The organism is Salinicola endophyticus (genome assembly GCF_003206575.1).
Lineage (GTDB): Bacteria > Pseudomonadota > Gammaproteobacteria > Pseudomonadales > Halomonadaceae > Salinicola > Salinicola endophyticus.
The window spans coordinates 569,355-592,901 of sequence record NZ_PZJO01000004.1; the positions used below are offsets into that span (position 1 = coordinate 569,355).

Sequence of the window (23,547 nt, forward strand, 5' to 3'; positions counted from 1 at the left end):
GCGGCGCCCACGAGGAGAGACAAGATGGCAGTAGGCGAGGCGAGCTTTCCGCACATGCCGGCGATCGACGGCGTACGGCTGGGTGCCGCAATGGCGGGAATCAAGAAGCCCAACCGCCGCGATCTGGTGGTGATCGAGATTCCCGAAGGGGCCAGCGTCGCGGCCACCTTCACCCGCAACGCCTTCTGCGCCGCGCCGGTGCACGTCGCCAAGGCGCACCTGACGCAGACGCCGCCGCGCTATCTGCTGATCAACACCGGCAACGCCAACGCCGGTACCGGCAGTCGCGGCATCGCCGATGCCGAGCGTTGCTGCAGCGCCCTGGCATCGCTCGCCGGGGTCGACCCGCAGCAGGTGTTGCCGTTCTCCACCGGCGTCATCGGCGAGACGCTGCCGGTGGAGAAGATCGCCGCCGGCCTGCCGCAGGCACTGACCCAGTTGGACGGGGCGCAGTGGGCCGAAGCTGCCGAGGGCATCCTGACCACGGATACCCGGGTCAAGGGCGCCACGGCGCAGGTCGAACTCAGTGGCGGTACGGTGACGCTCAACGGTATCAGCAAGGGGTCGGGCATGATCAAGCCCAACATGGCCACCATGCTGGGCTTCGTCGCCTGCGACGCCGAGATTCCCGCCGCTACGCTGAGCCAGTGGCTGCGCGATTCGGTGGCGGTCTCGTTCAATGCCATCACCGTCGATTCCGACACCTCGACCAACGACGCCTGTACCCTGATCGCCACCGGGCGCGGGCCGCAGGTGGTCTCGGCGGAGGACGAACGGCGTTTCCGTGCGGCCCTGACCCAGGTGCTCACCGAACTGGCCCAGGCGATCATCCGTGACGCCGAGGGCGCGACCAAGTTCGTGACGCTGGAGGTCGAGGAGGCCGCCAGCGTCGAGGAGGCACGTGAAGTCGCCTTCACCGTGGCCCACTCGCCGCTGGTCAAGACCGCACTTTACGCCTCCGACGCCAACTGGGGGCGTATCCTGGCGGCGGTCGGGCGCGCCCCGGTCGAGGCCCTCGATGTCGAGCGTATCGTCATCGATCTGGGCGACGTACGTCTGGTCGAGCACGGTGGACGCGCCGAGAGCTATACCGAAGCGGCGGGTAGCCGGGTGATGGCACAAGCGGAGATCACCATCCGCATCCGGCTCGGCCGGGGCGAAGCCCGGGCCACCGTCTGGACCTCGGATCTGTCCCACGACTACGTCTCGATCAACGCGGACTACCGCAGTTGAAGGCAGGCCTCAGCGCGGCATGCCGTCACGAGACGTGACACTCAGCGAAGCAACACCCCAAGGTGCGAGAGATTTAGCAAGATGATGAAGAGACGGGTTCACGTAGCGGCGGCAGCCGTCATCCGCGAAGACGGGCGTGTGCTGATCGCGCGGCGTCCAGCGACCGCGGATCAGGGCGGCCTGTGGGAGTTTCCCGGCGGCAAGCTGGCGCCCTACGAAACCGGCTTCGAGGCGCTCAAGCGCGAGCTGAGCGAAGAGCTGGGTATCCAGATCCGGCGTGCTCAGCCGCTGATCCGGGTACATCACGAGTATCCCGACAAGCACATCCTGCTCGACGTCTGGCAGGTTCGCGAGTATGAGGGTGAGCCATACGGCCGCGAGGGCCAGCCGGTGCGCTGGGTAGGCGTCGATGACCTGCCCAACTATCCGTTCCCCGCGGCCAATCTGCCGATCCTGCGTGCGGTGGCGCTGCCCCAGGAGTATCTGATCACCGCCGAAGAGCCCGACGAGACGGTGTTCCTGAAACGCCTGGAGCGGGCACTGCGCGAGGACTCGATTCGCCTGGTGCAGCTGCGGGCCAAGACGCTCGACGATGCCGCCTATCAGGCGCGGGCCGAGAGCACCCTGGCGCTGTGCCGGCGCTATGGTGCCAAGCTGCTGCTCAACGCCGATCCGGCGTGGCTGGAGCGGGTGGACGCCGACGGCATCCATCTGACCAGCGCACGTCTGATGACGCTCAAGCAGCGGCCGATCCCTGCCAACAAATGGCTGGGGGCGTCGACCCATGGCGATGAGCAGTTGGCTCAGGCCGGGCACATCGACTGCGACTTCGTCACTCTCTCGCCGCTGGCACCGACGCCCTCGCATCCCGACGCGATCACCATCGGCTGGCACGATTTCCAGCAGATGGTCGAGACCGCGGCGATGCCGGTCTTCGCCCTTGGCGGCATGACCCGGCACCACGCCAACCAGGCGCGTGGCGTCGGTGCCCAGGGCATCGCCTCGATCCGGGATTTCTGGCGCGACGATCGCTGATGCCTCAATCTTTGCGCATGATGCTGGCGACCCACACAAACGCCGCTCCCTTGGGAGCGGCGTTTGTATTGATGTGGCTGTTGTCTTGATGGCGCTGTGTCTTGCGCCGGGCCTTCACTCGCCGCGTTCGAGGCGATCGATCAGCTCATCGAGCTGGGTCTCGTCCATGTGCGGCTCGCCCGGGATACGGTGGCTGCCGTCGGCCCAGGCGCCCAGGTCGAGCAGCTTGCAGCGCTGGGAGCAGAAGGGGCGGTAGGGATTGTCGGTGGTCCAGGCGATCGGCGTCTGGCACTGCGGGCAGCGCACCTTGAGTGCGCCGCCGTCGCCTGCGTGGCGGGAGTCGTTACCGGAGGTCATGGGTAGCCGTGTCGTTGCGGTGATGCCGCCCACTGGCGATAGCGTGCGTCCAGCCGGGCGACCTGATCGATGAGCATCTCTCTGTCGCCGCTATTGTCGATGACGTCATCGGCGGCTGCAAGGCGCGTCTGGCGTGAACTCTGCGCGGCGAGAATCGCCTCCACCTGCTCCTGCGAAACGCCGTCGCGGGCCAGGGTGCGCTCGATCTGCAGCGACTCGGGGACATCGATCACCAGCACCCGCGAGACCATCTCGCGCTGGCCGCTCTCGATCAGCAGCGGCGAGATGAGCAGGCAGTAAGGCGCGTCACTGCGGCACAGGCGCGCCAGGTGTGTCTGCAGGCGCTGGCGGATACGCGGATGGGTCTGGCTCTCGAGCCAACGCCGCTCGGCGGGGTCGGCGAAGATCCGCGCGCGCAGGCTGCGCCGGTCCAGGTTGCCGTCGGCATCGAGGACCCCGGCACCGAAACGTTCGGCGATCGCGGCCAGCGCCGGTTCGCCCGGCATGACCACCTCGCGGGCCACGGCATCGGCATCGATGCCCGGGATACCCCGCTCAGCAAAGGCTTCGGCGACCGCGCTCTTGCCCGAGCCGATGCCGCCGGTGACACCGATCACCGGGGTGGTGTGGGTGTTGTGGTCAGTGGGCTCGTTCATCCTGCCCCCCCCAGCAGCAGCGCCTGATAGCTGGCCTGCAGCGGCGCGCCCACCAGCAGGGCGATCCAGCCGGCCAGGGCAATGAACGGTCCGAACGGCAGCGGCTGCCCGCGCACGTGGCGGCGGGCGATGATCAGCGCGATACCGATCAGCGTGCCGGCGCCGGCGGAGAGCAGCAGCAGCAGCGGCAGATTCTGCCAGCCCAGCCAAGCGCCCAGCGCTGCCATCAGCTTGAAGTCACCATGGCCCATGCCCTCCTTGCCGGTGGTCAGCTTGAACAGCCAGTAGACCGCCCACAGCACCAGATAGCCGGCCACCGCACCGAGCACGGCGCTGCCCAGCCACAGCGGGTGGTAGGCCCACTGGTAGAGCAGGCCGGCCCACAGCAGGGGCAGGGTGAGGGCATCGGGCAGTAGTTGGGTACGCCAGTCGATCACCGCCAGCGCCAGCAGCACCAGGCAGGCGCCGAGCAGCCACAGTGTCTCTATGCTGGCGCCATGGATCGCCAGCGCGGCCAGGCTCACGCCCCCCGCCAGCAGCTCGACCAGTGGGTACTGTGGGCTGATCGGGGTCGCGCAGGCGGCACAGCGGCCGCGGCGCTTGAGCCAGCCGATCAACGGCAGGTTGTCGTGCCAGGCGATGAACTGGCCGCAGGCGGGGCAGTGCGAGCGCGGCAGCAGCAGGTCGTAACGCGGTGACGGCTCGGCTTCCAGCTCGAGCGCGGCGCGCGCCTCGGCGCGCCAGCGACGCATCAGCATCACCGGCAGCCGTACGATCACCACGTTGATGAAGCTGCCCAGGCAGGCGCCCAGCACGAACGCCAGGGGCCACAGCAGCCAGGGGGATAGTTGGGGCAAGGTAGACTCCCGCTTCGGCCAATCGATGGAGGCGCTCAGGGTAACGTATCGCCGTGTCCAGGGCCGCCCCGGCACGACATTTCGTTTAGATCGCCGAGCCCATCTCGAAGATCGGCAGATACATCGACGCCACCAGCCCGCCTACCAGCACCCCCAGCACCACGATGATCAGCGGCTCCAGCAGCGAAGTGAGTGCGTCGACCTGATTGTCCACCTCCTCTTCGTAGAAGTCAGCGACCTTGTCGAGCATGGTGTCGAGGTCGCCCGCCTCTTCGCCGATGCTCACCATCTGTACCGCCATGATCGGGAAGATCCGCGCACGGCGCATGGCGAAGGCGAGCTGCTGGCCGTTGCCGACATCCTCGCGCAGGTCGGCGATCGCCTGCTGGTGAACGCGATTGCCGGTCGCGCCTGCGGCGGTCTCGAGGGCCTCCACCAGCGGGACGCCGGCGTTGAAGGTCGTTGCCAGAGTGCGCGAGAAGCGCGCGATCGAGCCCTTGTCGAGGATGCCGCCGATCACCGGCAGGCGCAGCAGCAACTGATCGACTCGGTAGGCGAAACGCGGCGAGCGCTTGATCCCCCGACGCACGCCGACGATCACCACCACCAGTGCCAGCAGTGCCTGCCACCAGTGCGCCTGGGCCAGCTCGGAGAGGTCGATGGTGAAGCGCGTGAAGGCCGGCAGCTCGGCGCCGAAGCCCGCGAACAGGCTCTCGAACTGTGGCACCACCTTGATCAGCAGCAGGGCGGTGACGCCGATCCCCACGGCGATCACCGCGATCGGATAGTAGAGCGCCTTCTTGATGCGCCCCTTCAGGGAATCGATCTTCTCGCGATAGCTAGCCAGGCGTTCGAGCATGCGATCCAGTGCGCCGGACTGTTCGCCGGCGGCGACCATGTTGACGAACATGCGATCGAAGCGCTGTGGATGACGCGATAGCGCCTGCGAGAAGCTGGCGCCGGCGCTGATGTCGTTGCCCAGGGTCTCGACCAGGTTGCGCATCGCCGGATTGCGCAGGGTTTCGGCCACCACCTTGCATGCCTGCAACAGGGGTACGCCGGCTCGGATCATGGTCGCCAGCTGGCGCGCGAACAGGGTGATATCGCGTTGGCGGACCCGGCCAATGCCGAAGGGGCTGGTCTTGCGCGTGATGCGCTTGACGATGATCTTCTGGCGCGCCAGCTCCTGGCGCACCTCGCTGACCTCACTGGCGATCAGCTCGCCACTGACCGTGTCGCCGCGCAGATTCTTGCCGCGCCACTGCCAGCGGTGCATCACCAGTCGCTTGGGAGGCTTCGCCGTTGTTGCCATGTCGGACTCCTGAAAGCGGTGGGTCGAAAGGGGGTTGGTTCGCGTTTTGGCCGGTGGCGTGACGCGGCTCAGTCGATCGTCACGCGATTGACCTCCTCCAGGCTGGTCACGCCGCTGAGCGCCAGCTCGATACCGCTCTGGCGCAGACCGGGATAGCCGCGTTCGCGTGCCAGCTGCGCCAGCTCCAGAGCGTGGCCTTCGCGCATGATCAGCTGGCTCATGGCGTCGTCGATCGGGACCACCTCGTAGAGGCCCTGGCGCCCCTTGTAGCCCAGTGTGCAGTGGTCGCAGCCACCCGGGCGGTAGAGCGTGGCGCTGGCCAGACGCTCGCGGGTGACGCCCTCACCGAGCAGTACCTCGTCGGGCACCTGGGTTGGCACCCGGCAGTGGGGGCAGAGTCGGCGCGCCAGGCGCTGAGCGATGATCAGCGACACCGAGCTGGCGATGTTGAAGCTTGCCAGCCCCATGTTGCGCAACCGCGTCAACGTCTCGGCGGCAGAGTTGGTGTGCAGGGTGGAGAGCACCAGATGGCCGGTCTGGGCCGCCTTGACCGCGATCTCGGCGGTCTCCAGGTCACGGATCTCGCCGACCATCACCACGTCCGGATCCTGACGTAGAAAGGCGCGCAGGGCGCTGGCGAAGTCGAGCCCGATACGCGACTGCACATTGACCTGGTTGATCCCCGGAATCTTGAGTTCCACCGGATCTTCGGCGGTGGAGATGTTGCGCTCCTCGGTGTTGAGATGGTTGAGCCCGGTGTAGAGGGTCACCGTCTTGCCGCTGCCGGTCGGGCCGGTCACCAGGATCATCCCCTGGGGGCGCGCCAGGGCGCTCTCGAAGAGCTCGCGCTGGGGCGGTGAGAAGCCGAGAGCGTCGATGCCCCAGCCGGTGGCGCGGGCGTCGAGCAGACGCAGCACGATCTTCTCGCCGAACACCGTGGGCAGGCTGTTGACACGGAAGTCGATGGCGCGCTGGTCTTCGAGGCGCAGTTTCATCGCACCGTCCTGGGGCAGGCGGCGCTCGGAGATATCCAGGCGCGCCATCACCTTGAGCCTGGCCGCGATGCGGGTGCGCAGATTGAGTGGCGGGCGGGTCACCTCCAGCAACATGCCATCGACACGAAAGCGCACCCGAAAACTCGACTCGTAGGGTTCGAAGTGAACGTCCGACGCGCCGCGCTGGATCGCATCGCGCAGCACCCGGTTGACGAAACGCACGATGGGCGCATCGTTGTCGCCGCCGGCGTCCAGGGCTGCGGCTTCCTCCTCCAGATCGATCTCGCTGGTATCCAGCGTCACCGCATCACTGGCTTCATCGAGCGCCTCGAGCATGCCGGAGGTGTCCTGGTGCTGGAGGCGCCGGGCGAGGGCGCGCTCGAGCTGGTCGAACGGCACCAGGACGCCATCGATCGCCAACCCGGTGGTGAACTGGAGCTCGTCGAGCTTGGCCAGGGTGGCGGGAAAGGCGACCGCCACCGTGAGGCGGCGGTCGTCGCGCGCCAGCGGCAGCACCTGGAAGCGCTTGATCAGCTTCTCGGCGATCGGCTCGGCGATCGGCAGGCGCTCCCAGACCAGGTGCTGCAGGTCGAGAAACGGCAGGCCATACTCGCGTGCCGCGGCCTCGCCCGCCTGACGCGGATCGATACGCCCTTGGCGCACCAGGAACTCGAGCAGGGTCTGCTCTGCTTCTCTGGCCGAGTGCTGCGCGCGCTCGCACGCGGCGGCCTCGATCAGGCCGCGATCGATCAGACGGCGGGCGAGGCCGCTTTGGATGCCGGGGGAGGTGGTGGTCGGCACGTCGAGGCGCCTCTTGCGAATGAAGTGGCCGCCGCGCTGGCGGAGGTCATACCCGCGCTATCGGCACCGCCAACTTTTTCTTTAAGAATCCTGAGACGTTGCCGATAAGCGTTGCGAGTGTCACTAAATGTAACGTAGCGTATCGTTTTGACACGCACGCTGAGGCACGGCGCGACTCGATTCGCGCGGCACGGCGGCGACGCCGATCGGCACACCATCGATAAACAAGGGGATTCCCATGCAAGGGCAATACAAGCGTCGAGATCTACACCGCCAGGGCGGTTTCACTCTGATCGAGCTGATGATCGTGGTCGCGATCATCGGCATCCTCGCCGCGATCGCCATCCCGCAGTATCAGAATTATGTGGCGCGGACTCAGGTCAGCCGAGTGGTCTCCGAAGTCTCTGCGCTGAAGACGGCCGCGGAAGAGCGCTATGCACGTGGTGAGTCAACGACCGATGCCGGTGAGCTCGGCTGGACGCAGTCGAACCTGCTGGACAAAGTGAAAAACGAAGACGGTACAGATGTCGCCAACCCGGCTGTCGATATTCCGGCATCGAAGACTGATGGCACCATCACTGCGACACTCAATGGCGATGTCACCGGTGCCATCAAGGGAACGACCGTGACGCTGACTCGCAAGAGCTCAGAGAATGGCCAATGGACCTGTGCTTTCTCGGGCGACAATGACTACGCCACGGCTGCGTGCCCAGGCAAGAAGAGCTAGTGACGCGATAGTTGACACCAGGCCGGCCATTGCCGGCCTTTTTCTTGTCCAGCGCCCCACGACGCTGGACCGCCGCTCAGTAGAGCGCTTTTTCCTCGCCTACCACCTCGCGCAGCACTTCCAGGAACAGCCGGTCGGCGTCGGAGTGCTCCTTGGGGTCCTCCGGGATGTGCACGCTGGTGGTATCGGAGATCTCGTTGGCGATACGCGCCCACGCCTGTGGGTCGTTGCTGCCATCCGAGTGGCGCTTGGCGATCTCCAGAGAACTCTCCAGAATGCCCGGCTCCTGCAGCAGTTTCTTGATGAAGGCGCGCAGCTCGTGAATGACGCGAACCTTCTGCATTTCCGAAGCGGAACTCATGGCACTCTCCTTGCTCGAGTCGGGAAGATGGCGCCACGATAGCACAGCCGCCGGCGCCGCCGTACTCGCCTGGGTCGGGTGTCGTCACTGGCGTCCCGGCTCGCGCGCGGCGCCCGGCGTGTACCCTCGACGGCAAGTGGCAGTGTCGCAGCGTGGCCGATTGGCCTATCATCGCCAGTCGTTTGGCGCGTCGACAGCCGCTGGTGTGGCGTGGCGGCGAAGTGAAGTGCGCATCGAAGGGGAGAGAGACGTTGCAAGACGCCAAGCCGATTCTCAAAGTTCTGGCGCTGTTGTTGATCGTGCTGGCCGTGTTCATGCTCCCGCCGATCGTGCTGTTGAAGCTGGAGAACGATCCCGACCTGTGGGCCTTCCTCAAGTCGATGGCGCTGGTCGCGGCCACGTCGGCGGGGCTGCTGGCGTGGACCTGGCACACCCCGGTAGAGCTCAAGACCCAGCACATGTTCATCCTGACCACCTCGAGCTGGGTGGTGATCAGCGCCTTCGCCAGCCTGCCACTGGTGCTGGGGGCGCCGCAGCTCTCGTTCACCGATGCGGTGTTCGAGTCGATCTCGGCGATCACCACCACCGGCTCGACCGTGCTCTCGGGTATCGAGCACCTCTCCGATGGCCTCAAGCTGTGGCGCGGTCTGATGCAGTGGCTGGGGGGAATCGGGATCATCGTGATGGCGATCGCGATCCTGCCGTTTCTCAAGGTCGGCGGCATGCGGCTGTTCCAGACCGAGTCTTCGGATTGGTCGGACAAGGTGCTGCCGCGGGCCGGAGGGATCGCCAAGGCTTCCGCCGTGATCTACCTGGGGCTGACGCTGGTGGCGATACTGAGCTATCGGCTGGCGGGCATGCAGACCCTGGATGCGATCGTGCACGCCATGAGTTCGGTCTCCACTGGCGGCTTCGCCAACTACGACGCCTCCTTCGGCATCTACGAGAATCGCCCGTTGATCCTGTGGCTGGGCTGCGCCTTCATGCTCGCCGGGGCGCTGCCGTTCGTGCTCTATATCCGCCTGATCCGAGATTCCCGCGGCGCGCTGTGGCAGGACCAGCAGGTACGTGGCCTGCTCATGCTGCTGGTGGTGGTGATCGGTACCCTGACCCTCTACAGGGTGGTGGCCTTCCATGATGCGCCGTTCAGCGCCCTGACTGCGGTCGCCTTCAACGTGATCTCGGTGGTGACCACCACCGGCTATGCCAGCCAGGACTACAGCCTGTGGGGGCCGCTGGCGGTGACCACCTTCTTCTTTATCACCTTTGTCGGCGGTTGCAGTGGCTCGACCAGCGGCGGGATGAAGATATTCCGCTTCCAGATCGGCGGGCTGATGCTGCTCAATCAGCTGCGTTATCTGGTACACCCCAGTGGGGTATTCGCCCAGCGTTACAATGGCCGTCCGCTCAATGACGAAGTGGTGCGGGCGGTCATCGCTTTCTCGTTCTTCTTCTTTCTGATCTTCGCGGTGCTCTCGCTGGCGTTGGCTGCCCTCGGGCTGGACATGGTCACTGCAACCACCGGTGCGGCCACCGCGCTGGCCAACGTCGGTCCTGGCCTGGGGCCGATCATCGGCCCAGCGGGCAACTTCGCCAGCCTGCCCGAGGCGGCCAAATGGATTCTCTGCGTGGGCATGCTGATGGGCCGCCTGGAGATCCTCACCGTGCTGGTGCTGCTGATGCCGTTCTTCTGGCGCAAGTAGGTTCGCGTATGGCGTCGCCCGTGGCGACGTCTGGCCGCTCGATGGCGCGGTATACGGGGGAAGTGGGGAGGAGAGCGGGGGCACGCCTTGTGCGGCGAAGCCCCGCGCGGCCGCTGATCGAAGCCGTGTCTCTCGAGGGGGGGATCTCGACGGTCTATCGCTTGTCGAGATAGCCTCAGGGCGTATCGCTGTCCAGGCGCCCGGCACGGTTGAGGATCGGGTTGGCGTACTGCTTCAACCACCACGGGCGCAGCTCGGCCGGTACCTGCGCCAGCCGCGTCTGGAAGCGTTCGCGATCTTCCGCGGTGACCGCAGAGAGGTCGACCAGATCGGGGGCTAGCCCGGTCTCGGCCAGGGCCAGCTGATGGCTCGGGAACAGCGGATAGTTCGACAGCACCTGGCGATCGATCTCCGCCGCCACCGCGTCGGCGGCGTCGAATTCGGCCGACAGCGGGGTGCCGAAGGCCAGCTTGACCCGCCCCTTGTCGCCGATGATGCCGGAGACGATCGAGCGTATGTCCTCGAACTCGACCTTCTGGTAGCGGCCGTCGGTCTCCTTGGCGTGCAGCTCGCGCGCCTTGAGCAGATCGCAGGGGTCGTACTCGTAGCTGATCGACACCGGCACGATCTGCAGCTCGCGAACCGCGTGGCCGATGTCGGGATCGTTCTCTTCCAGGCGCCGCGCCATGCACAGCATCTTGACGATGGCGCTGTCGGTGCGATCGATGCCGTCCTTGGCGCGGCCCTCGCGCTGGGCCAGCCAGACCGAATGGTTGTCGTCGCTGATCGAGTGGCGGATATAGCCCGAGAGTGACTGATAGGCCGCCAGCATGGCGCGCTTGCCCTTGACCGAGCGCGGCACGATGAAGCTCTTGTTGAGCCGCATCAGATCGGTGACGAAAGGCTTCTGCAAAAGGTTGTCGCCGATCGCGATGCGCACGGTGTCGTGGCCGCCGACATAGAGCGCATAGTTGACGAACGCGGGGTCGAGGGCGATATCGCGATGGTTGCCGATGAACAGGTACGCCTTGTCCGGCGACAGCCGATCGAGCCCTTCGACGCTGAAGCCCCGCGTGGTGCGCGCAATCATGTGGGCCATGTAGTCGGCGATGCGCAGCTGGAAGTCGCGGATGGTGGCGACTCCGCGCACTTCGCGGCGCAGGCGGAAGCTGGCGAGCAGGCGCGCCAACGGCGGAGCGAAGCGCGCCAGCCGCGGCAGGCGATAGCGAGTGATGGCGTCGAGCAGCTCGCTGTCCTGGGCCAGGCGCGCCAGCACGCCGGCCACCTCGTCGTCGTGATAGGGGCGGATATCGGCGAAACGATCGAGATCGATCGCAGCCTCGGCGCTGTTGGGCGGCGTGGCGGAGCTTTGCGTCATGGCGTCGGGGCCGACATCTCGGCTTCACCGCCGAGCCAGTCGATCAGTTGTTCGATGAAGGTCGCGAGTGCCTGCGACATGAGCGCGAAGTCGGTCTCCAGCGCCACCGCGGGATCGTCGCCGTCTTCGGTCTGGCTGGCTTCGTCGAGCAGGGCGTCGTCGAACTGCAGCGACTTCAGTGCCAGGTCGTCGTGCAGCACGGTACGCAGCTGGCCCTCGCTGCCGATGCTCAGCTTGCTGGCCTGCCGGCCGCCCTCGAGCAGTGACTGGATCTCCTCGCTGTCGAGATCGACCTGACGTGCGCGCAGCACGCCGTCGTCCTCGGCGGCGCGCAGCTCGACCTGATCGCCGAGCAGCAGGCTCGCCGGGCGGCTGCCGGCATCGCTCAGCCACTGGGTCATGCCGCGCGACGGCGGGGTGCGGGTCGCGAGCGGCGTGACCTTGAGCGAGCCCAGGGTCTGGCGCAGCAGATCCAGCACCTCCTCCGCACGCTTGCGGCTGGAGGCGTTGATGCCGATCAGCCGGCGCCGGGTGTCCCACCACAGTTCGACGCGCTGGGTGCGGGTGAAGGCCTGCGGCAGCAGCTCCTCCATCACCTGCTCCTTGAGCAGCTGGCGCTCGCGCCGCGGCAGTGGCTGGCCCTCGGCCTGCTCGCGCGCCTCGGCGCGCTCCGCGACCTCTTCGTTGACCACAGACGCGGGCAGCAGGCGCTCCTGGCGCAGCATCGCCAGTAGTCGATGACCCTGAATCTCGTGCACGCGCTGGTCGCTGCCACGGCCGGCCGGGGCGCTCCAGCCGACCCGGCGTGCCTCTCGCGGCGAGACGGGTCGAAACGCGAATTCTGCCAAGGCGCTTTCCAGATCCTCCAGGGCGAGAATCTCGACGTCATGGCAGCGGTAAAGATGACAGTGCTTGAACCACATACGCCCGTGTTTCCGTTTGAAAGGAGGCACATTATGTCGAAAGGACCCAGCTGTTGCCACCGAGGTAGACCATTGGTATTTGCAGCCTTGTTTCAAACGAGCGTATGTTTCGAAGTCAGGGGCGGCGCGTGATCGGCGTCGCCAATGACCCGGAGATTCGCATGGATTCACGCATCACCCATACCCAGGTTCGCGTCCGTGGCTTTCATCTGGACGGCTATGGCCACGTCAATCACGCCCGCTATCTCGAGTTCCTGGAGGAGGGGCGCTGGGCCTTCGCCGACCAGCATCCCGCTTTCGCTGCCGGCATGGCCGAGGGCGTGGCGCTGGTCGCGGTCAATCTCAATATCGATTACCGCCGTGCCGCGGTCATCAATGACGATCTCGACATCGAGACCTGTCTCTCGCATATCGGCGGGCGCAGCGCCCGAGTAGCCCACCGTATCGTGCATCGTGACAGTGGCGAACTGGTGGTGAGTGCGCTGCTGACCTTCGTGCTGCTCGATCAGCGCAGCGGCGAGGTGGTGCCGCTCGAAGGGGTGTGGCGCGAGCGTCTCGAACCGCTGCTGGTCGCCGAGGCAGAAGCGCGCTGAGCCCTCTACACCACCCGGGGAAAAGACGTCAATGCCTGCCTTTGGAAGCCCTGAAATGGTATGATCGGTAGATTGTGCGGCCGAGGGTCTCGGTCGCCTTGTCGGGGCTTCATTAACGCTGCCACGGTCGTCTTCGGCCGTGGCAGCGGCGCAAAGGATTTGACGACCCATGGGTGATATCGCCAGAGAAATTCTGCCAGTCAACATCGAGGATGAACTCAAGCAGTCCTACCTGGACTACGCGATGAGCGTCATCATCGGGCGCGCACTGCCCGACGTCCGCGATGGCTTGAAGCCGGTGCACCGGCGCGTGCTCTACGCCATGCACGAGCTTGGCAACGACTGGAACAAGCCGTACAAGAAATCGGCGCGCGTGGTCGGCGATGTGATCGGTAAATATCACCCCCACGGCGACAGCGCGGTCTATGACACCATCGTGCGCATGGCGCAGCACTTCTCCATGCGCCACGTGCTGATCGATGGCCAGGGCAACTTCGGTTCCATCGACGGCGATAACGCCGCCGCCATGCGTTACACCGAGGTGCGCATGGCGCGGCTCTCCCATGAGCTGCTGGCGGATCTCGAAAAGGATACGGTCGACTGGGTCGACAACTACGACGGCACCGAGCGGATTCCCGAGGTGCTGCCGACCAAGGTGCCCAACCTGCTGATCAACGGCGCCTCGGGCATCGCGGTGGGGATGGCGACCAATATTCCGCCCCACAACATGGTCGAGGTGATCAGCGGCTGTCTGGCACTGATCCAGGACTACACCCTGACGGTCGACGACCTGATGGAGTACATCCCCGGGCCCGATTTCCCCACCGCCGGCATCATCAACGGCCGCGCCGGGATCCTCGAGGCATACCGCACCGGGCGCGGGCGCATCTACGTGCGGGCCCGCCACACGGTCGAGTTCGACAAGAAGAGCGGACGCGACCAGATCGTCATCACCGAGCTGCCTTATCAGGTCAACAAGGCGCGGCTGATCGAAAAGATCGCCGAGCTGGTCAAGGAGAAGCGGGTCGAGGGCATCGCCGAGCTGCGCGACGAGTCCGACAAGGATGGTCTGCGCGTGGTGATCGAGATCAAGCGCGGCGAGTCCGGCGACGTGGTGGTCAACAACCTGTTCGCCCATACCCAGCTCGAGACCGTGTTCGGCATCAATATCGTCGCCCTCCACGACGGCCAGCCCAAGACGCTCAATCTCAAGGAGCTGCTGGAGGCGTTCATCCGCCACCGCCGCGAGGTGGTTACCCGGCGCACCCTGTTCGAACTCAAGAAGGCGCGCGAGCGCGGCCATATCCTCGAGGGCCTGGCGGTCGCCATCTCCAACATCGACGAGGTGATCGAGCTGATCAAGGCTTCGCCCAATGCGGCCGAGGCGAAGGAGAAGCTGATCGCCCGCGACTGGCAGCCGGGGCAGGTGACCGGCATGCTCGAGCGTGCCGGTGCCACCTCGTGCAAGCCCGAGGATCTCGACGAGGGCTACGGGCTCACCGACGATCGCGCGCTCTACCGGCTCTCGCCGGCCCAGGCGCAGGCGATTCTGGAGCTGCGCCTGCATCGTCTGACCGGGCTCGAGACCGAGAAGCTGCTCGACGAATACCTGAGCATTCTCGAGCGTATCGCCGAACTCAACCATATCCTGGCGTCACCGGATCGGCTGCTGGAGGTGATTCGCGAAGAGCTCGAAGGTATTCGCGATCAGTACGGCAACGCCCGCCTGACCGAGATCCAGACCAGCCGTCTCGATCTCACCATGGAGGATCTGATCGCCGAGGAGGACATGGTGGTCACGCTGTCGCGTGGCGGCTATGCCAAGACTCAGCCGATCTCCGACTATCAGGCGCAGAAGCGTGGCGGGCGCGGCAAGTCGGCCACCAGCATGAAAGATGAGGACGTCATCGAGCACCTGGTGGTGGCCTCGACCCACGACACCATGCTGCTGTTCTCCAACCGCGGCAAGGTCTACTGGCTCAAGACCTACGAGATGCCCAACGCCAGCCGTGGGTCGCGGGGCAAGCCGCTGGTCAATCTGCTGCCGCTGGACGACGGCGAGTCGATCAGCGCCATTCTGCCGGTGCGTGACTACAACCCGGAGAGCTACATCTTCTTCGCCACCGCCAGCGGTACGGTCAAGCGCACCTCGCTGGACCAGTTCTCGCGGCCGCGCAGCGTTGGCTTGATCGCGCTGGATCTGGAGGAGGGCGATCGCCTGATCGGCGCCGCCATCACCTCCGGCAGCGACCATGTCATGCTGCTGTCGTCCAACGGCAAGGCGATCCGCTTCGAAGAGGGCCATGTGCGCGCGATGGGGCGGACCGCCCGCGGTGTCCGCGGCATGCGTCTGGCCCCAGGGGCCGAGGTGATCAGCCTGATCATCCCGCAGAGCCAGACCATCGATGCCGACGCCGACAACGAGCTTGACGGTGATGCCACCGCCAGCGCCGACGGCAGCGACGAGCAGATCTATATTCTGACCGCTTCCGAACACGGCTATGGCAAGCGGACCCGGCTCGAAGAGTTTCCGATCCGCGGTCGCGGCGGCCAGGGTGTGATCGCGATGCAGACCACCGAGCGCAACGGCGCCCTGGTGGCGGCGATGCAGGTTCGTGACAGCGACGAGATGATGCTGATCACCGACCGCGGTACCCTGGTGCGCACCCGTGTCGGCGAGGTGTCGATCACCTCGCGCAACACCCAGGGGGTGACCCTGATTCGCACCAGCGAGGGGGAGCACCTAGTCAAGACGGTGCGGGTCGACGAGCCCCAGGACGATGGGCTCGACGAGCTGGAGGTACCGGACGAGACCGAGGTTACTGCGGACGAAGCGCCGCCGGAGAGCGGTGACACAGCGCCGGCGGACGACGACGCCTGAGGCCGCTGCGCCCCCGCCCGGTCTGGGTCGGGGGCGCATTGCCGACGGGCGCGAGGTTCTGCCCCCTGGCCCGATGTGCGGGCCTGGGGCGACGACATGCGGTTGGATGACAGGGGGTGGTGACACACCACCAAGACTCGTCTTGATGAACAAGCCCGGACGAACGCAAGCGCCCGGGTCGAGTGAAAGAGCCCACGGGGAATTCCGAGAATGACACGTCTGCACAATTTCTGTGCCGGTCCGGCGGCCATGCCGACGGCGGTGCTGGAGCGCGCCCGCGCCGAGATGCTCGACTACCAGGGGCAGGGCCTGTCGGTGATGGAGATGAGTCACCGCAGTCCGACCTTCGAGGCAATTGCGGCCAAGGCCGAGCGTGATCTGCGTGATCTGCTCTCGATTCCCGACAACTACCGGGTACTGTTCATGCAGGGCGGTGCCACCCTGCAGTTCGCCTGCGTGCCGCTCAATCTGCTGGGGCAGGGCGGGACACCCAACTATCTCGATACCGGCATCTGGTCGAGCAAGGCGATCAAGGAGGCGGATCACCTGGCCGCTTCACATATCGCGGCCTCGAGCCGCGAGTCCGGTTACGTGCAGGTGCCGCGCCAGGGCGACATCGCGCTCTCCGCGGATGCGGCCTACTTGCACTACTGCCACAACGAGACCATCGGCGGCCTGGCCTACGATTACGTGCCGGAGGTCGACGTGCCGCTGGTGTGCGACATGTCGTCGTCGATCCTCTCCGCGCCGCTGGACGTGAGTCGGTATGGGGTGATCTATGCCGGGGCGCAGAAGAACATCGGCCCCGCCGGCATCACCGTGGTCATCGTGCGCGAGGATCTGCTCGAGCGGGCGCAGCCCTCGGCGCCCTCGCTGCTCGGCTGGAAGGTCTACGCCGACAACGACTCGATGATCAACACGCCGCCGACCTACGCCTGGTATCTCGCCGGTCTGGTGTTCGAGTGGCTCAAGAACGATATCGGCGGCGTCGCCGAGATGGAAGCGATCAACCGGCGCAAGAGCGAGGCGCTCTACGCCGCCATCGACGCCAGCGACTTCTATGCCAATCCGATCGCACCGGCCAACCGTTCGCTGATGAACGTGCCGTTCACGCTGGCCGATGCCGCGCTCAACGGCGACTTCCTCGCGGATGCCGAGGCCGAGGGGTTGCTCAACCTCAAGGGGCATCGCAGCGTCGGCGGCATGCGCGCGAGTCTCTACAATGCCGTCAGCGAGGCCGACGTGCAGGCGCTGATCAACTTCATGGCCGATTTCGAACGTCGCCGCGGCTGAGTGGCGGCCGCATGCAGCCAGGACATGCCCATGACTGACAACACCGACAAGCCGCTGGATCTCGCCTCCTTGCGCCAGCGTATCGACAGCATCGACAGCGAGCTGCTGCGCCTGATCAGCGAGCGTGCCGATTGCGCCGCCCAGGTCGCCCAGGTCAAGACCGCCGACGATCCCGATGCCGTGTTCTATCGCCCCGAGCGCGAGGCCCAGGTGCTGCGCCGGGTGATGGAGCGCAACCCCGGGCCGCTCAACGGCGAGGAGATGGCGCGGCTGTTCCGCGAGATCATGTCCGCCTGTCTGGCCCTGGAGAAACCGATCAAGGTCGCCTATCTGGGCCCGGAGGGCACCTTCACCCAGCAGGCGGCGCTCAAGCACTTCGGCCACAGCGCGATCAGCCTGCCGATGGCGGCGATCGACGAAGTGTTCCGTGAGGTCGAGGCGGGCGCGGTCAACTACGGGGTGGTGCCGGTGGAGAACTCCACCGAGGGGGTGGTCAACAACACCCTCGACTCGTTCATGGACTCCGGGCTGCACATCAGCGGCGAGGTGGTGCTGCGTATCCACCACCATCTGCTGGTCTCCAACATCACCCGTCAGGACAAGATCTCGCGGATCTACTCGCATCCACAGTCGTTCGCCCAGTGCCGCAAGTGGCTCGATGCCCACTACCCCCACGCCGAGCGGGTGGCGGTCTCGTCCAACGCCGAGGCCGCACGGCTGGTCAAGACCGAGTGGCACAGCGCGGCGATCGCCGGCGACATGGCGGCCCAGCTCTACGGTCTCGACCGCGTCGCCGAGAAGATCGAGGATCGCCCGGACAACTCCACGCGCTTTCTGATCATCGGCAATGAGTCGGTGCCCCCCTCGGGCCATGACAAGACCTCGATCGTGGTCGCCATGCGCAACCAACCGGGGGTGCTGCACGGTCTGCTCGAGCCATTCCACCGCCACGCCATCGATCTCACCCGGCTGGAGACGCGCCCATCGCGTAACGGTGTCTGGACCTACGTCTTCTTCATCGACTTCAAGGGGCATGTCGACGACCCCGCTGTCGCCGGCGTGCTGGAGGCGGTGAAGCAGCACGCCTCCGACATGAAGGTGCTCGGCTCCTACCCGGTGGGTGTGCTCTAGGATGCCGGGAGAGACAGCACCTACGCTGCTCATCGTCGGGCTGGGCATGATCGGCGGCTCGCTGGCCGCCGCGCTCAAGGCGGCGGGGTATCGTGGCACGCTGCTGGGTTGCGACCGCAATGACGATGAGATCGCCACCGGGCTGGCCATGGGGGTGATCGACGACGGCGGCAGTGCGCTCGCACCGCTGGTGGTGCGTGCCGACATCGTGGTGCTGGCGGTGCCGGTACTGGCGATGCCGGCGGTGTTCGAGGCGCTGGCCCCGGCGCTGGGGTCGCGCATCGTCACCGATGTCGGCAGCACCAAGCGCGCGGTATGCGACGCCGCACGGCAGGTCTTCGGCACGCTGCCGTCGCGTTTCGTGCCTGGTCACCCCATTGCCGGCTCGGAGAAGAGCGGCGTCGCCGCCGCCAATCCGACGCTCTATCGTCATCACAAGGTGATCCTGACCCCTGAAGCGGAGACCGACCCGGCGGCGGTACAGGCCGTGCGCGGGCTGTGGGAGCTGTGCGGGGCCCAGGTGCTGGAGATGCCGGTGGCGCGCCACGACCAGGTGCTGGCGCGTACCAGTCATCTGCCGCACCTGCTCGCCTTTTCGCTGGTCGATACCCTGGCGCGCCAGGACGAGCGGCTGGAGATCTTTCGCTACGCCGCCGGCGGCTTTCGCGACTTCACCCGCATCGCCGGCAGCGATCCGGTGATGTGGCGCGACATTTTCACCGCCAACCGTGACGCGCTGCTCGGCGCGCTGGACGACTTCGAGGTCGGGCTGGCGCGGCTGCGGCGGGCGGTCGAGCAGGGTGACAGCGACGCCATGCTGGGCACCTTCGACCGTGCCAGCCACGCCCGACACTATTTCGAAACGCTGTTGAATCAGACGAGTTATCAAGCCATGGAATCACGACAGGTGCAGTATCGGGTCTCGCCCGGCGGGTCGGTCAGCGGCCGTATCCGCGTGCCCGGCGACAAGTCCATCTCCCACCGCTCGATCATGCTCGGCGCCCTGGCCGACGGGGTGACCGAGGTCAAGGGTTTCCTCGAGGGCGAGGATAGCCTGGCCACGCTGCAGGCGTTCCGCGACATGGGCGTAGCGATCGAAGGGCCCCACCAGGGTCGCGTGACCATTCATGGGGTCGGTCTGCACGGCCTCAAGCCGCCCGCCGGACCGCTCTACGTGGGCAACTCCGGTACCGCCATGCGGCTGTTCGCCGGGTTGCTCGCGGGGCAGGCCTTCGATACCGAGCTCACCGGTGACGCGTCGCTGACCAAGCGCCCCATGGCGCGGGTGGCCGACCCGCTGCGTCTGATGGGGGCACGTATCGATACCGCCGAGGGGGGGCGTCCGCCGCTCCGGATCCATGGCGGTCAGCCGCTCAAGGGCATCGACTACGACATGCCGATGGCCAGCGCCCAGGTCAAATCCTGCCTGCTGCTGGCGGGGCTCTATGCCGAGGGCGAGACCCGCGTGCGCGAGCCGGCGCCGACCCGTGACCACACCGAGCGCATGCTCAACGGCTTCGGCTACGCGGTTGCCCGCGAGGGTGACGTGGCGCGCCTGAGCGGCGGCGGCAAGCTCACCAGTGCGCCGATCGACGTGCCTTCGGACATCTCCTCGGCAACCTTCTTCCTGGTCGCAGCGGCGATCACGCCGGGTGCCGACCTGGTGCTCGAGCACGTTGGCGTCAACCCGACGCGCATCGGCGTGATCAACATTCTCAAGCTGATGGGCGCCGACCTGCGTCTGGAGAATCCGCGCGAAGTCGGCGGCGAGCCGGTGGCCGACCTGCATATCCGCTATGCGCCGCTCAAGGGAATCGATATCCCGGTCGACCAGGTGCCGCTGGCGATCGACGAATTCCCGGCACTGTTCGTCGCCGCGGCCAATGCCGAGGGCACCACCCGGCTGCGCGGTGCCGAAGAGCTGCGGGTCAAGGAGTCCGACCGCATTCAGGCGATGGCCGATGGCCTGGCGATCCTGGGCGTGGAAGCCACGGTATTCGACGATGGCATCGACATCGTCGGCAAGGGCGGCGAGAGCGCCAACTATGGCGGCGGCCGGGTCGACAGCCTCGGCGATCACCGCATCGCCATGGCCTTCACCGTGGCCGCGCTGCGCGCCAGTGCGCCGATCGAGATCGACGACTGCGCCAACGTGGCGACCTCTTTCCCCGGCTTCGTGGCACTGGCCGAGCGCGTGGGGCTCACCCTCGAGGAGGTCGAGGCATGAGTCAGACCGCTCCCGTCCTCACCATCGATGGCCCCGGTGGCGCCGGCAAGGGCACCATCAGTCGCATGATCGCCGAACGCCTGGGCTGGCACCTGCTCGATTCCGGTGCTCTCTATCGGCTCACCGCGCTGGCGGCGCTGCGCAAGGAGGTCGCGCTGGACGACGTCGAGCGGCTGACCCGCCAGGCCCAGCGGCTGGACGTGGTCTTCGCGGTGGAGGACGGTGCCATGCGTATCCTGCTCGAGGGCGACGACGTGACCCGGGCAATCCGCCGCGAAGAGGTGGGCAATGCCGCCTCGCAGGTGGCGGCGCTGCCGCCGGTGCGCGAAGCGCTGCTGCAGCGGCAGCGCGATTTTCGCCAGGCCCCCGGGCTGGTCGCCGACGGTCGCGACATGGGGACCGTGGTGTTCACCGATGCGCCGCTGAAGATCTATCTCACCGCCTCGGCCGAGGAGCGTGCCCAGCGTCGCCTGCGCCAATTGCGCGAGGCCGGTGAAGATGCTAGACTCGCGACCCTTTTGGAAGAAATCCAAGCGCGCGATGCGCGTGATATGCAGCGTGCGGTAGCCCCGCTCAAGCCGGCCGAAGATGCCGTCGAGCTGGACACCACGCAGCTGGATATACCGGAAGTCGTGGAGCGTATCGAAACGCTGCTGGCCGAGCGCGGCCTGACCTGAGAGCTTCTCGGGTCGCGCTGGCCGGTGGAATGACGACACACTTCCGCTCCCGGGGCCCCTGGCAAGATGTGAAGACGTGCAGCGACACCGACAGTCAAGTCGCGGCAGGTCGAACCAGCGCCAACATCCCCAGGGATATGTCGATAAGGCCCGTACTCGCTGGTGGTACGGAGGAAGGCGGCCCGCCCGCCATCAACGTTGATCACGTAGGAATCACATGAGCGAAAGCTTTGCTGAACTGTTCGAACAATCTCTCCAGGACATCAACATGGAGCCCGGTGCCATCGTCATGGCAACCGTGGTCGACATCGAAGGCGACTGGATCACCGTCAACGCCGGTCTGAAGTCCGAGGGCCAGATCCCTGCGGCACAGTTCCGCGACGACAACGGTGAGATGACCATCGCGGTCGGTGACGAAGTCAAGGTCGCACTGGAAGCCGTTGAAGACGGTTTCGGTGAAACCCGTCTGTCGCGCGAGAAGGCCAAGCGCGCCGAAGCGTGGAAAGAACTGGAAGCGGCCTTCGAGAAAGACGAAATCGTCAAGGGCGTGATCAACGGCAAGGTCAAGGGCGGCTTTACCGTCGACGTCTCCTCGATCCGTGCGTTCCTGCCGGGTTCGCTGGTCGACGTGCGTCCGGTTCGCGACACTGCGCACCTGGAGCACAAAGAGCTGGACTTCAAGGTCATCAAGCTCGATCCGAAGCGCAACAACGTCGTCGTCTCTCGCCGTGCCGTACTCGAAGCCGAGAACAGCGCCGAGCGTGAAGCGCTGCTCGCCACCCTGCAGGAAGGCCAGCAGATCAACGGTATCGTCAAGAACCTCACCGATTACGGCGCTTTCGTCGACCTCGGTGGCGTCGACGGCCTGCTTCACATCACCGACATGGCGTGGAAGCGCATCAAGCACCCGAGCGAGATCGTGGCCGTCGGCGACGAGATCAATGTCAAGGTGCTCAAGTTCGACCGCGAGCGCAACCGCGTTTCGCTGGGCCTGAAGCAGCTGGGCGAAGACCCCTGGGTCAACATCGTCGACCGCTATCCGGAAGGCACCAAGGTCAACGCCCGCGTCACCAACCTGACCGACTACGGCTGCTTCGCCGAGCTGGAAGAGGGTGTCGAAGGTCTGGTTCACGTCTCCGAAATGGACTGGACCAACAAGAACATCCATCCGTCCAAGGTGGTTCAGGTCGGTGACGAAGTCGAAGTCATGGTGCTCGACATCGACGAAGAGCGTCGTCGTATCTCCCTGGGTATCAAGCAGTGCACCACCAACCCGTGGGAAGACTTCAACGCGCGCTACAACAAGGGCGACCGCGTTGCCGGTACCATCAAGTCGATCACCGACTTCGGTATCTTCATCGGTCTGGAAGGCGGCATCGACGGTCTGGTGCACCTCTCCGACATCTCCTGGAGCGAAGCTGGCGAAGAAGCGGTACGTCAGTTCAAGAAGGGCGACGAAGCGGAAGCCGTCATCCTCTCGATCGATCCGGAGCGTGAGCGCATCTCGCTGGGCATCAAGCAGCTCGAAACCGATCCGGTCTCCGAGTTCCTGGCTGTCAACGACAAGGGCTCCGTGGTCACCGGCCGCATCATCGAAGTCGATGCCAAGGAAGCGCACGTCGAACTGGCTACCGATGTCATCGGTATCCTCAAGGCCTCCGAAATCAGCGCCGACCGTGTCGAAGACGCGCGCAACGTGCTGAACGAAGGTGATAGCGTCGAAGCCAAGATCGTCAACGTCGATCGCAAGAGCCGCGCCATCAACCTGTCGATCAAGGCCAAGGATCAGGTCGACACGCGTCGCAACATGACCAAGCTGCGCGACCAGGATGTCGAGACCAACGGTCCGACCACCATCGGTGATCTGATCAAGCAGCAGATGGGCCAGGACTGATCCTTCGGATTCGGTCTCCCCATGAAAACAGCGCCTTCGGGCGCTGTTTTTTTATGTCTGTCACTCGCTGAACGGCGCGGCCTGTCTGCGTGGGACGAACACCGTTTCAGCGTGGCTAGCGTCTGAGCCAGCCGCGCCAGCCCCTGTCGCTCTGCGCTGCGCGCACGGCCGCGGCCTGATGGCCCGAGAGCTCGGCAATGGCCTGCTTGAGCGGCTGGATGATGGCATCCAGATGGTAGCTGCAGAGCGAGGGGTCCAGGGCAGCCGGGCATTGCGCCATCAGCAGGCCGCAGTGATAGGTGGCAACGTCCAGCGAGGCGTGTACCGGTGGGAAAGGGGAGGCCTCTTCCCGGCAGCGCTTGAGCTCGCGCAGCAGCATCTTCAGCATCTCGGCGTCTAGCCAGCAGGGCGCTGCCGCGGGGGTGGCGGCGGGTAGCGATTGGCGCACGGCCTGAAAGGAGACCAGCAGAAAGACGCAGGTGTAGTGGAGTCGGGAGCGCTCTGAATGCATGG

The 23,547-nt window shown here is 65.9% G+C and carries 20 protein-coding genes; 11 read left to right on the forward strand and 9 right to left on the reverse strand.

The window, feature by feature from the left end:
• The first annotated feature begins 24 nt into the window (after nucleotides 1–24).
• Together argJ and DOM66_RS11900 are read left to right on the forward strand one after the other, a co-directional pair.
• The gene (gene argJ / locus DOM66_RS11895) at nucleotides 25–1,233 is read left to right on the forward strand and encodes a bifunctional glutamate N-acetyltransferase/amino-acid acetyltransferase ArgJ (RefSeq protein WP_110690234.1); all 1,209 of its coding nucleotides are present in this window, start codon (nucleotides 25–27) and stop codon (nucleotides 1,231–1,233) included.
• An 81-nt stretch (nucleotides 1,234–1,314) separates the two neighbouring features.
• Entirely contained in the window at nucleotides 1,315–2,268 is a 954-nt protein-coding gene (locus tag DOM66_RS11900; RefSeq protein ID WP_110690236.1) for a Nudix family hydrolase, read from the forward strand.
• 114 nt (nucleotides 2,269–2,382) lie between these two features.
• Here DOM66_RS11900 and yacG read toward each other — a convergent pair whose 3' ends face one another.
• From yacG to pilB, 5 genes are all read right to left on the reverse strand, one after another.
• Nucleotides 2,383–2,625: a DNA gyrase inhibitor YacG gene (yacG, locus tag DOM66_RS11905; protein WP_106420474.1), complete on the reverse strand. Its 243-nt coding sequence runs from the start codon at nucleotides 2,623–2,625 to the stop codon at nucleotides 2,383–2,385.
• On the reverse strand, nucleotides 2,622–3,281 hold the full coding sequence (gene coaE / locus DOM66_RS11910) for a dephospho-CoA kinase (RefSeq protein ID WP_110690239.1): 660 nt from the start codon (nucleotides 3,279–3,281) through the stop codon (nucleotides 2,622–2,624). The genes yacG and coaE overlap by 4 nt, the downstream gene beginning before the upstream one ends.
• Nucleotides 3,278–4,138, reverse strand: coding sequence for a prepilin peptidase (locus tag DOM66_RS11915; RefSeq protein ID WP_232825240.1), 861 nt, complete (start codon nucleotides 4,136–4,138; stop codon nucleotides 3,278–3,280). The genes coaE and DOM66_RS11915 overlap by 4 nt, the downstream gene beginning before the upstream one ends.
• 85 nt (nucleotides 4,139–4,223) lie before the next feature.
• Nucleotides 4,224–5,450: a type II secretion system F family protein gene (locus tag DOM66_RS11920; protein WP_110690241.1), complete on the reverse strand. Its 1,227-nt coding sequence runs from the start codon at nucleotides 5,448–5,450 to the stop codon at nucleotides 4,224–4,226.
• A 68-nt stretch (nucleotides 5,451–5,518) separates the two neighbouring features.
• Nucleotides 5,519–7,246, reverse strand: coding sequence for a type IV-A pilus assembly ATPase PilB (gene pilB, locus DOM66_RS11925; protein WP_245392420.1), 1,728 nt, complete (start codon nucleotides 7,244–7,246; stop codon nucleotides 5,519–5,521).
• 238 nt (nucleotides 7,247–7,484) lie between these two features.
• Here pilB and DOM66_RS11930 point away from each other — a divergent pair, with 238 nt between their 5' ends.
• A complete protein-coding gene (locus DOM66_RS11930) occupies nucleotides 7,485–7,973 on the forward strand; it encodes a pilin (protein WP_110690244.1) in 489 nt (162 codons plus the stop codon).
• Between the two features lie 76 nt (nucleotides 7,974–8,049).
• Here the strand turns inward: DOM66_RS11930 and DOM66_RS11935 are convergent, their stop codons facing one another.
• Complete coding sequence (locus tag DOM66_RS11935) at nucleotides 8,050–8,334, reverse strand: hypothetical protein (RefSeq protein ID WP_110676238.1); 285 nt, start codon at nucleotides 8,332–8,334, stop codon at nucleotides 8,050–8,052.
• A 251-nt stretch (nucleotides 8,335–8,585) separates the two neighbouring features.
• On the opposite strand from DOM66_RS11935, the gene DOM66_RS11940 reads away from it, so the two are divergent.
• Complete coding sequence (locus DOM66_RS11940) at nucleotides 8,586–10,037, forward strand: TrkH family potassium uptake protein (RefSeq protein WP_280951263.1); 1,452 nt, start codon at nucleotides 8,586–8,588, stop codon at nucleotides 10,035–10,037.
• A gap of 175 nt (nucleotides 10,038–10,212) precedes the next feature.
• Here the strand turns inward: DOM66_RS11940 and DOM66_RS11945 are convergent, their stop codons facing one another.
• Both DOM66_RS11945 and DOM66_RS11950 read right to left on the reverse strand, forming a co-directional pair.
• Nucleotides 10,213–11,415 (reverse strand): 1-acyl-sn-glycerol-3-phosphate acyltransferase, encoded by a 1,203-nt coding sequence (locus DOM66_RS11945; RefSeq protein ID WP_110676236.1) that lies wholly within the window; start codon nucleotides 11,413–11,415, stop codon nucleotides 10,213–10,215.
• A complete protein-coding gene (locus DOM66_RS11950; protein ID WP_110676234.1) occupies nucleotides 11,412–12,338 on the reverse strand; it encodes a recombination-associated protein RdgC in 927 nt (308 codons plus the stop codon). Before DOM66_RS11950 ends, DOM66_RS11945 begins: the two co-directional genes overlap by 4 nt.
• Before the next feature lie 161 nt (nucleotides 12,339–12,499).
• On the opposite strand from DOM66_RS11950, the gene DOM66_RS11955 reads away from it, so the two are divergent.
• From DOM66_RS11955 to rpsA, 7 genes are all read left to right on the forward strand, one after another.
• The gene (locus DOM66_RS11955) at nucleotides 12,500–12,931 is read left to right on the forward strand and encodes an acyl-CoA thioesterase (RefSeq protein WP_110676232.1); all 432 of its coding nucleotides are present in this window, start codon (nucleotides 12,500–12,502) and stop codon (nucleotides 12,929–12,931) included.
• A 169-nt stretch (nucleotides 12,932–13,100) separates the two neighbouring features.
• Nucleotides 13,101–15,812 (forward strand): DNA gyrase subunit A, encoded by a 2,712-nt coding sequence (gene gyrA / locus DOM66_RS11960; protein WP_110690246.1) that lies wholly within the window; start codon nucleotides 13,101–13,103, stop codon nucleotides 15,810–15,812.
• Nucleotides 15,813–16,022: 210 nt separating this feature from the next.
• A complete protein-coding gene (gene serC / locus DOM66_RS11965) occupies nucleotides 16,023–17,105 on the forward strand; it encodes a 3-phosphoserine/phosphohydroxythreonine transaminase (RefSeq protein WP_110690248.1) in 1,083 nt (360 codons plus the stop codon).
• A 30-nt stretch (nucleotides 17,106–17,135) separates the two neighbouring features.
• Nucleotides 17,136–18,236: a prephenate dehydratase gene (gene pheA / locus DOM66_RS11970; RefSeq protein WP_110690250.1), complete on the forward strand. Its 1,101-nt coding sequence runs from the start codon at nucleotides 17,136–17,138 to the stop codon at nucleotides 18,234–18,236.
• Nucleotide 18,237: 1 nt separating this feature from the next.
• On the forward strand, nucleotides 18,238–20,463 hold the full coding sequence (locus DOM66_RS11975) for a bifunctional prephenate dehydrogenase/3-phosphoshikimate 1-carboxyvinyltransferase (protein ID WP_110690252.1): 2,226 nt from the start codon (nucleotides 18,238–18,240) through the stop codon (nucleotides 20,461–20,463).
• Nucleotides 20,460–21,140, forward strand: coding sequence for a (d)CMP kinase (gene cmk, locus DOM66_RS11980; protein WP_106420464.1), 681 nt, complete (start codon nucleotides 20,460–20,462; stop codon nucleotides 21,138–21,140). The genes DOM66_RS11975 and cmk overlap by 4 nt, the downstream gene beginning before the upstream one ends.
• Before the next feature lie 217 nt (nucleotides 21,141–21,357).
• A complete protein-coding gene (gene rpsA / locus DOM66_RS11985) occupies nucleotides 21,358–23,034 on the forward strand; it encodes a 30S ribosomal protein S1 (RefSeq protein WP_110676223.1) in 1,677 nt (558 codons plus the stop codon).
• 115 nt (nucleotides 23,035–23,149) lie between these two features.
• Here rpsA and DOM66_RS11990 read toward each other — a convergent pair whose 3' ends face one another.
• Nucleotides 23,150–23,545: a hypothetical protein gene (locus tag DOM66_RS11990; protein ID WP_110690253.1), complete on the reverse strand. Its 396-nt coding sequence runs from the start codon at nucleotides 23,543–23,545 to the stop codon at nucleotides 23,150–23,152.
• Nucleotides 23,546–23,547: the final 2 nt, after the last annotated feature.

Bases quoted from the DNA above. Each gene is read 5' to 3' on its own strand.
- DOM66_RS11900 (WP_110690236.1), top strand. From the start codon at position 1,315: ATGATGAAGAGACGGGTTCACGTAGCGGCGGCAGCCGTCATCCGCGAA.
- DOM66_RS11975 (WP_110690252.1), top strand. From the start codon at position 18,238: ATGCCGGGAGAGACAGCACCTACGCTGCTCATCGTCGGGCTGGGCATG.
- pheA (WP_110690250.1), top strand. From the start codon at position 17,136: ATGACTGACAACACCGACAAGCCGCTGGATCTCGCCTCCTTGCGCCAG.
- argJ (WP_110690234.1), top strand. From the start codon at position 25: ATGGCAGTAGGCGAGGCGAGCTTTCCGCACATGCCGGCGATCGACGGC.
- DOM66_RS11920 (WP_110690241.1), bottom strand. From the start codon at position 5,450: ATGGCAACAACGGCGAAGCCTCCCAAGCGACTGGTGATGCACCGCTGG.
- DOM66_RS11955 (WP_110676232.1), top strand. From the start codon at position 12,500: ATGGATTCACGCATCACCCATACCCAGGTTCGCGTCCGTGGCTTTCAT.
- DOM66_RS11945 (WP_110676236.1), bottom strand. From the start codon at position 11,415: ATGACGCAAAGCTCCGCCACGCCGCCCAACAGCGCCGAGGCTGCGATC.
- DOM66_RS11935 (WP_110676238.1), bottom strand. From the start codon at position 8,334: ATGAGTTCCGCTTCGGAAATGCAGAAGGTTCGCGTCATTCACGAGCTG.
- yacG (WP_106420474.1), bottom strand. From the start codon at position 2,625: ATGACCTCCGGTAACGACTCCCGCCACGCAGGCGACGGCGGCGCACTC.
- gyrA (WP_110690246.1), top strand. From the start codon at position 13,101: ATGGGTGATATCGCCAGAGAAATTCTGCCAGTCAACATCGAGGATGAA.
- rpsA (WP_110676223.1), top strand. From the start codon at position 21,358: ATGAGCGAAAGCTTTGCTGAACTGTTCGAACAATCTCTCCAGGACATC.
- DOM66_RS11930 (WP_110690244.1), top strand. From the start codon at position 7,485: ATGCAAGGGCAATACAAGCGTCGAGATCTACACCGCCAGGGCGGTTTC.
- DOM66_RS11990 (WP_110690253.1), bottom strand. From the start codon at position 23,545: ATGCATTCAGAGCGCTCCCGACTCCACTACACCTGCGTCTTTCTGCTG.
- coaE (WP_110690239.1), bottom strand. From the start codon at position 3,281: ATGAACGAGCCCACTGACCACAACACCCACACCACCCCGGTGATCGGT.
- serC (WP_110690248.1), top strand. From the start codon at position 16,023: ATGACACGTCTGCACAATTTCTGTGCCGGTCCGGCGGCCATGCCGACG.
- cmk (WP_106420464.1), top strand. From the start codon at position 20,460: ATGAGTCAGACCGCTCCCGTCCTCACCATCGATGGCCCCGGTGGCGCC.
- DOM66_RS11950 (WP_110676234.1), bottom strand. From the start codon at position 12,338: ATGTGGTTCAAGCACTGTCATCTTTACCGCTGCCATGACGTCGAGATT.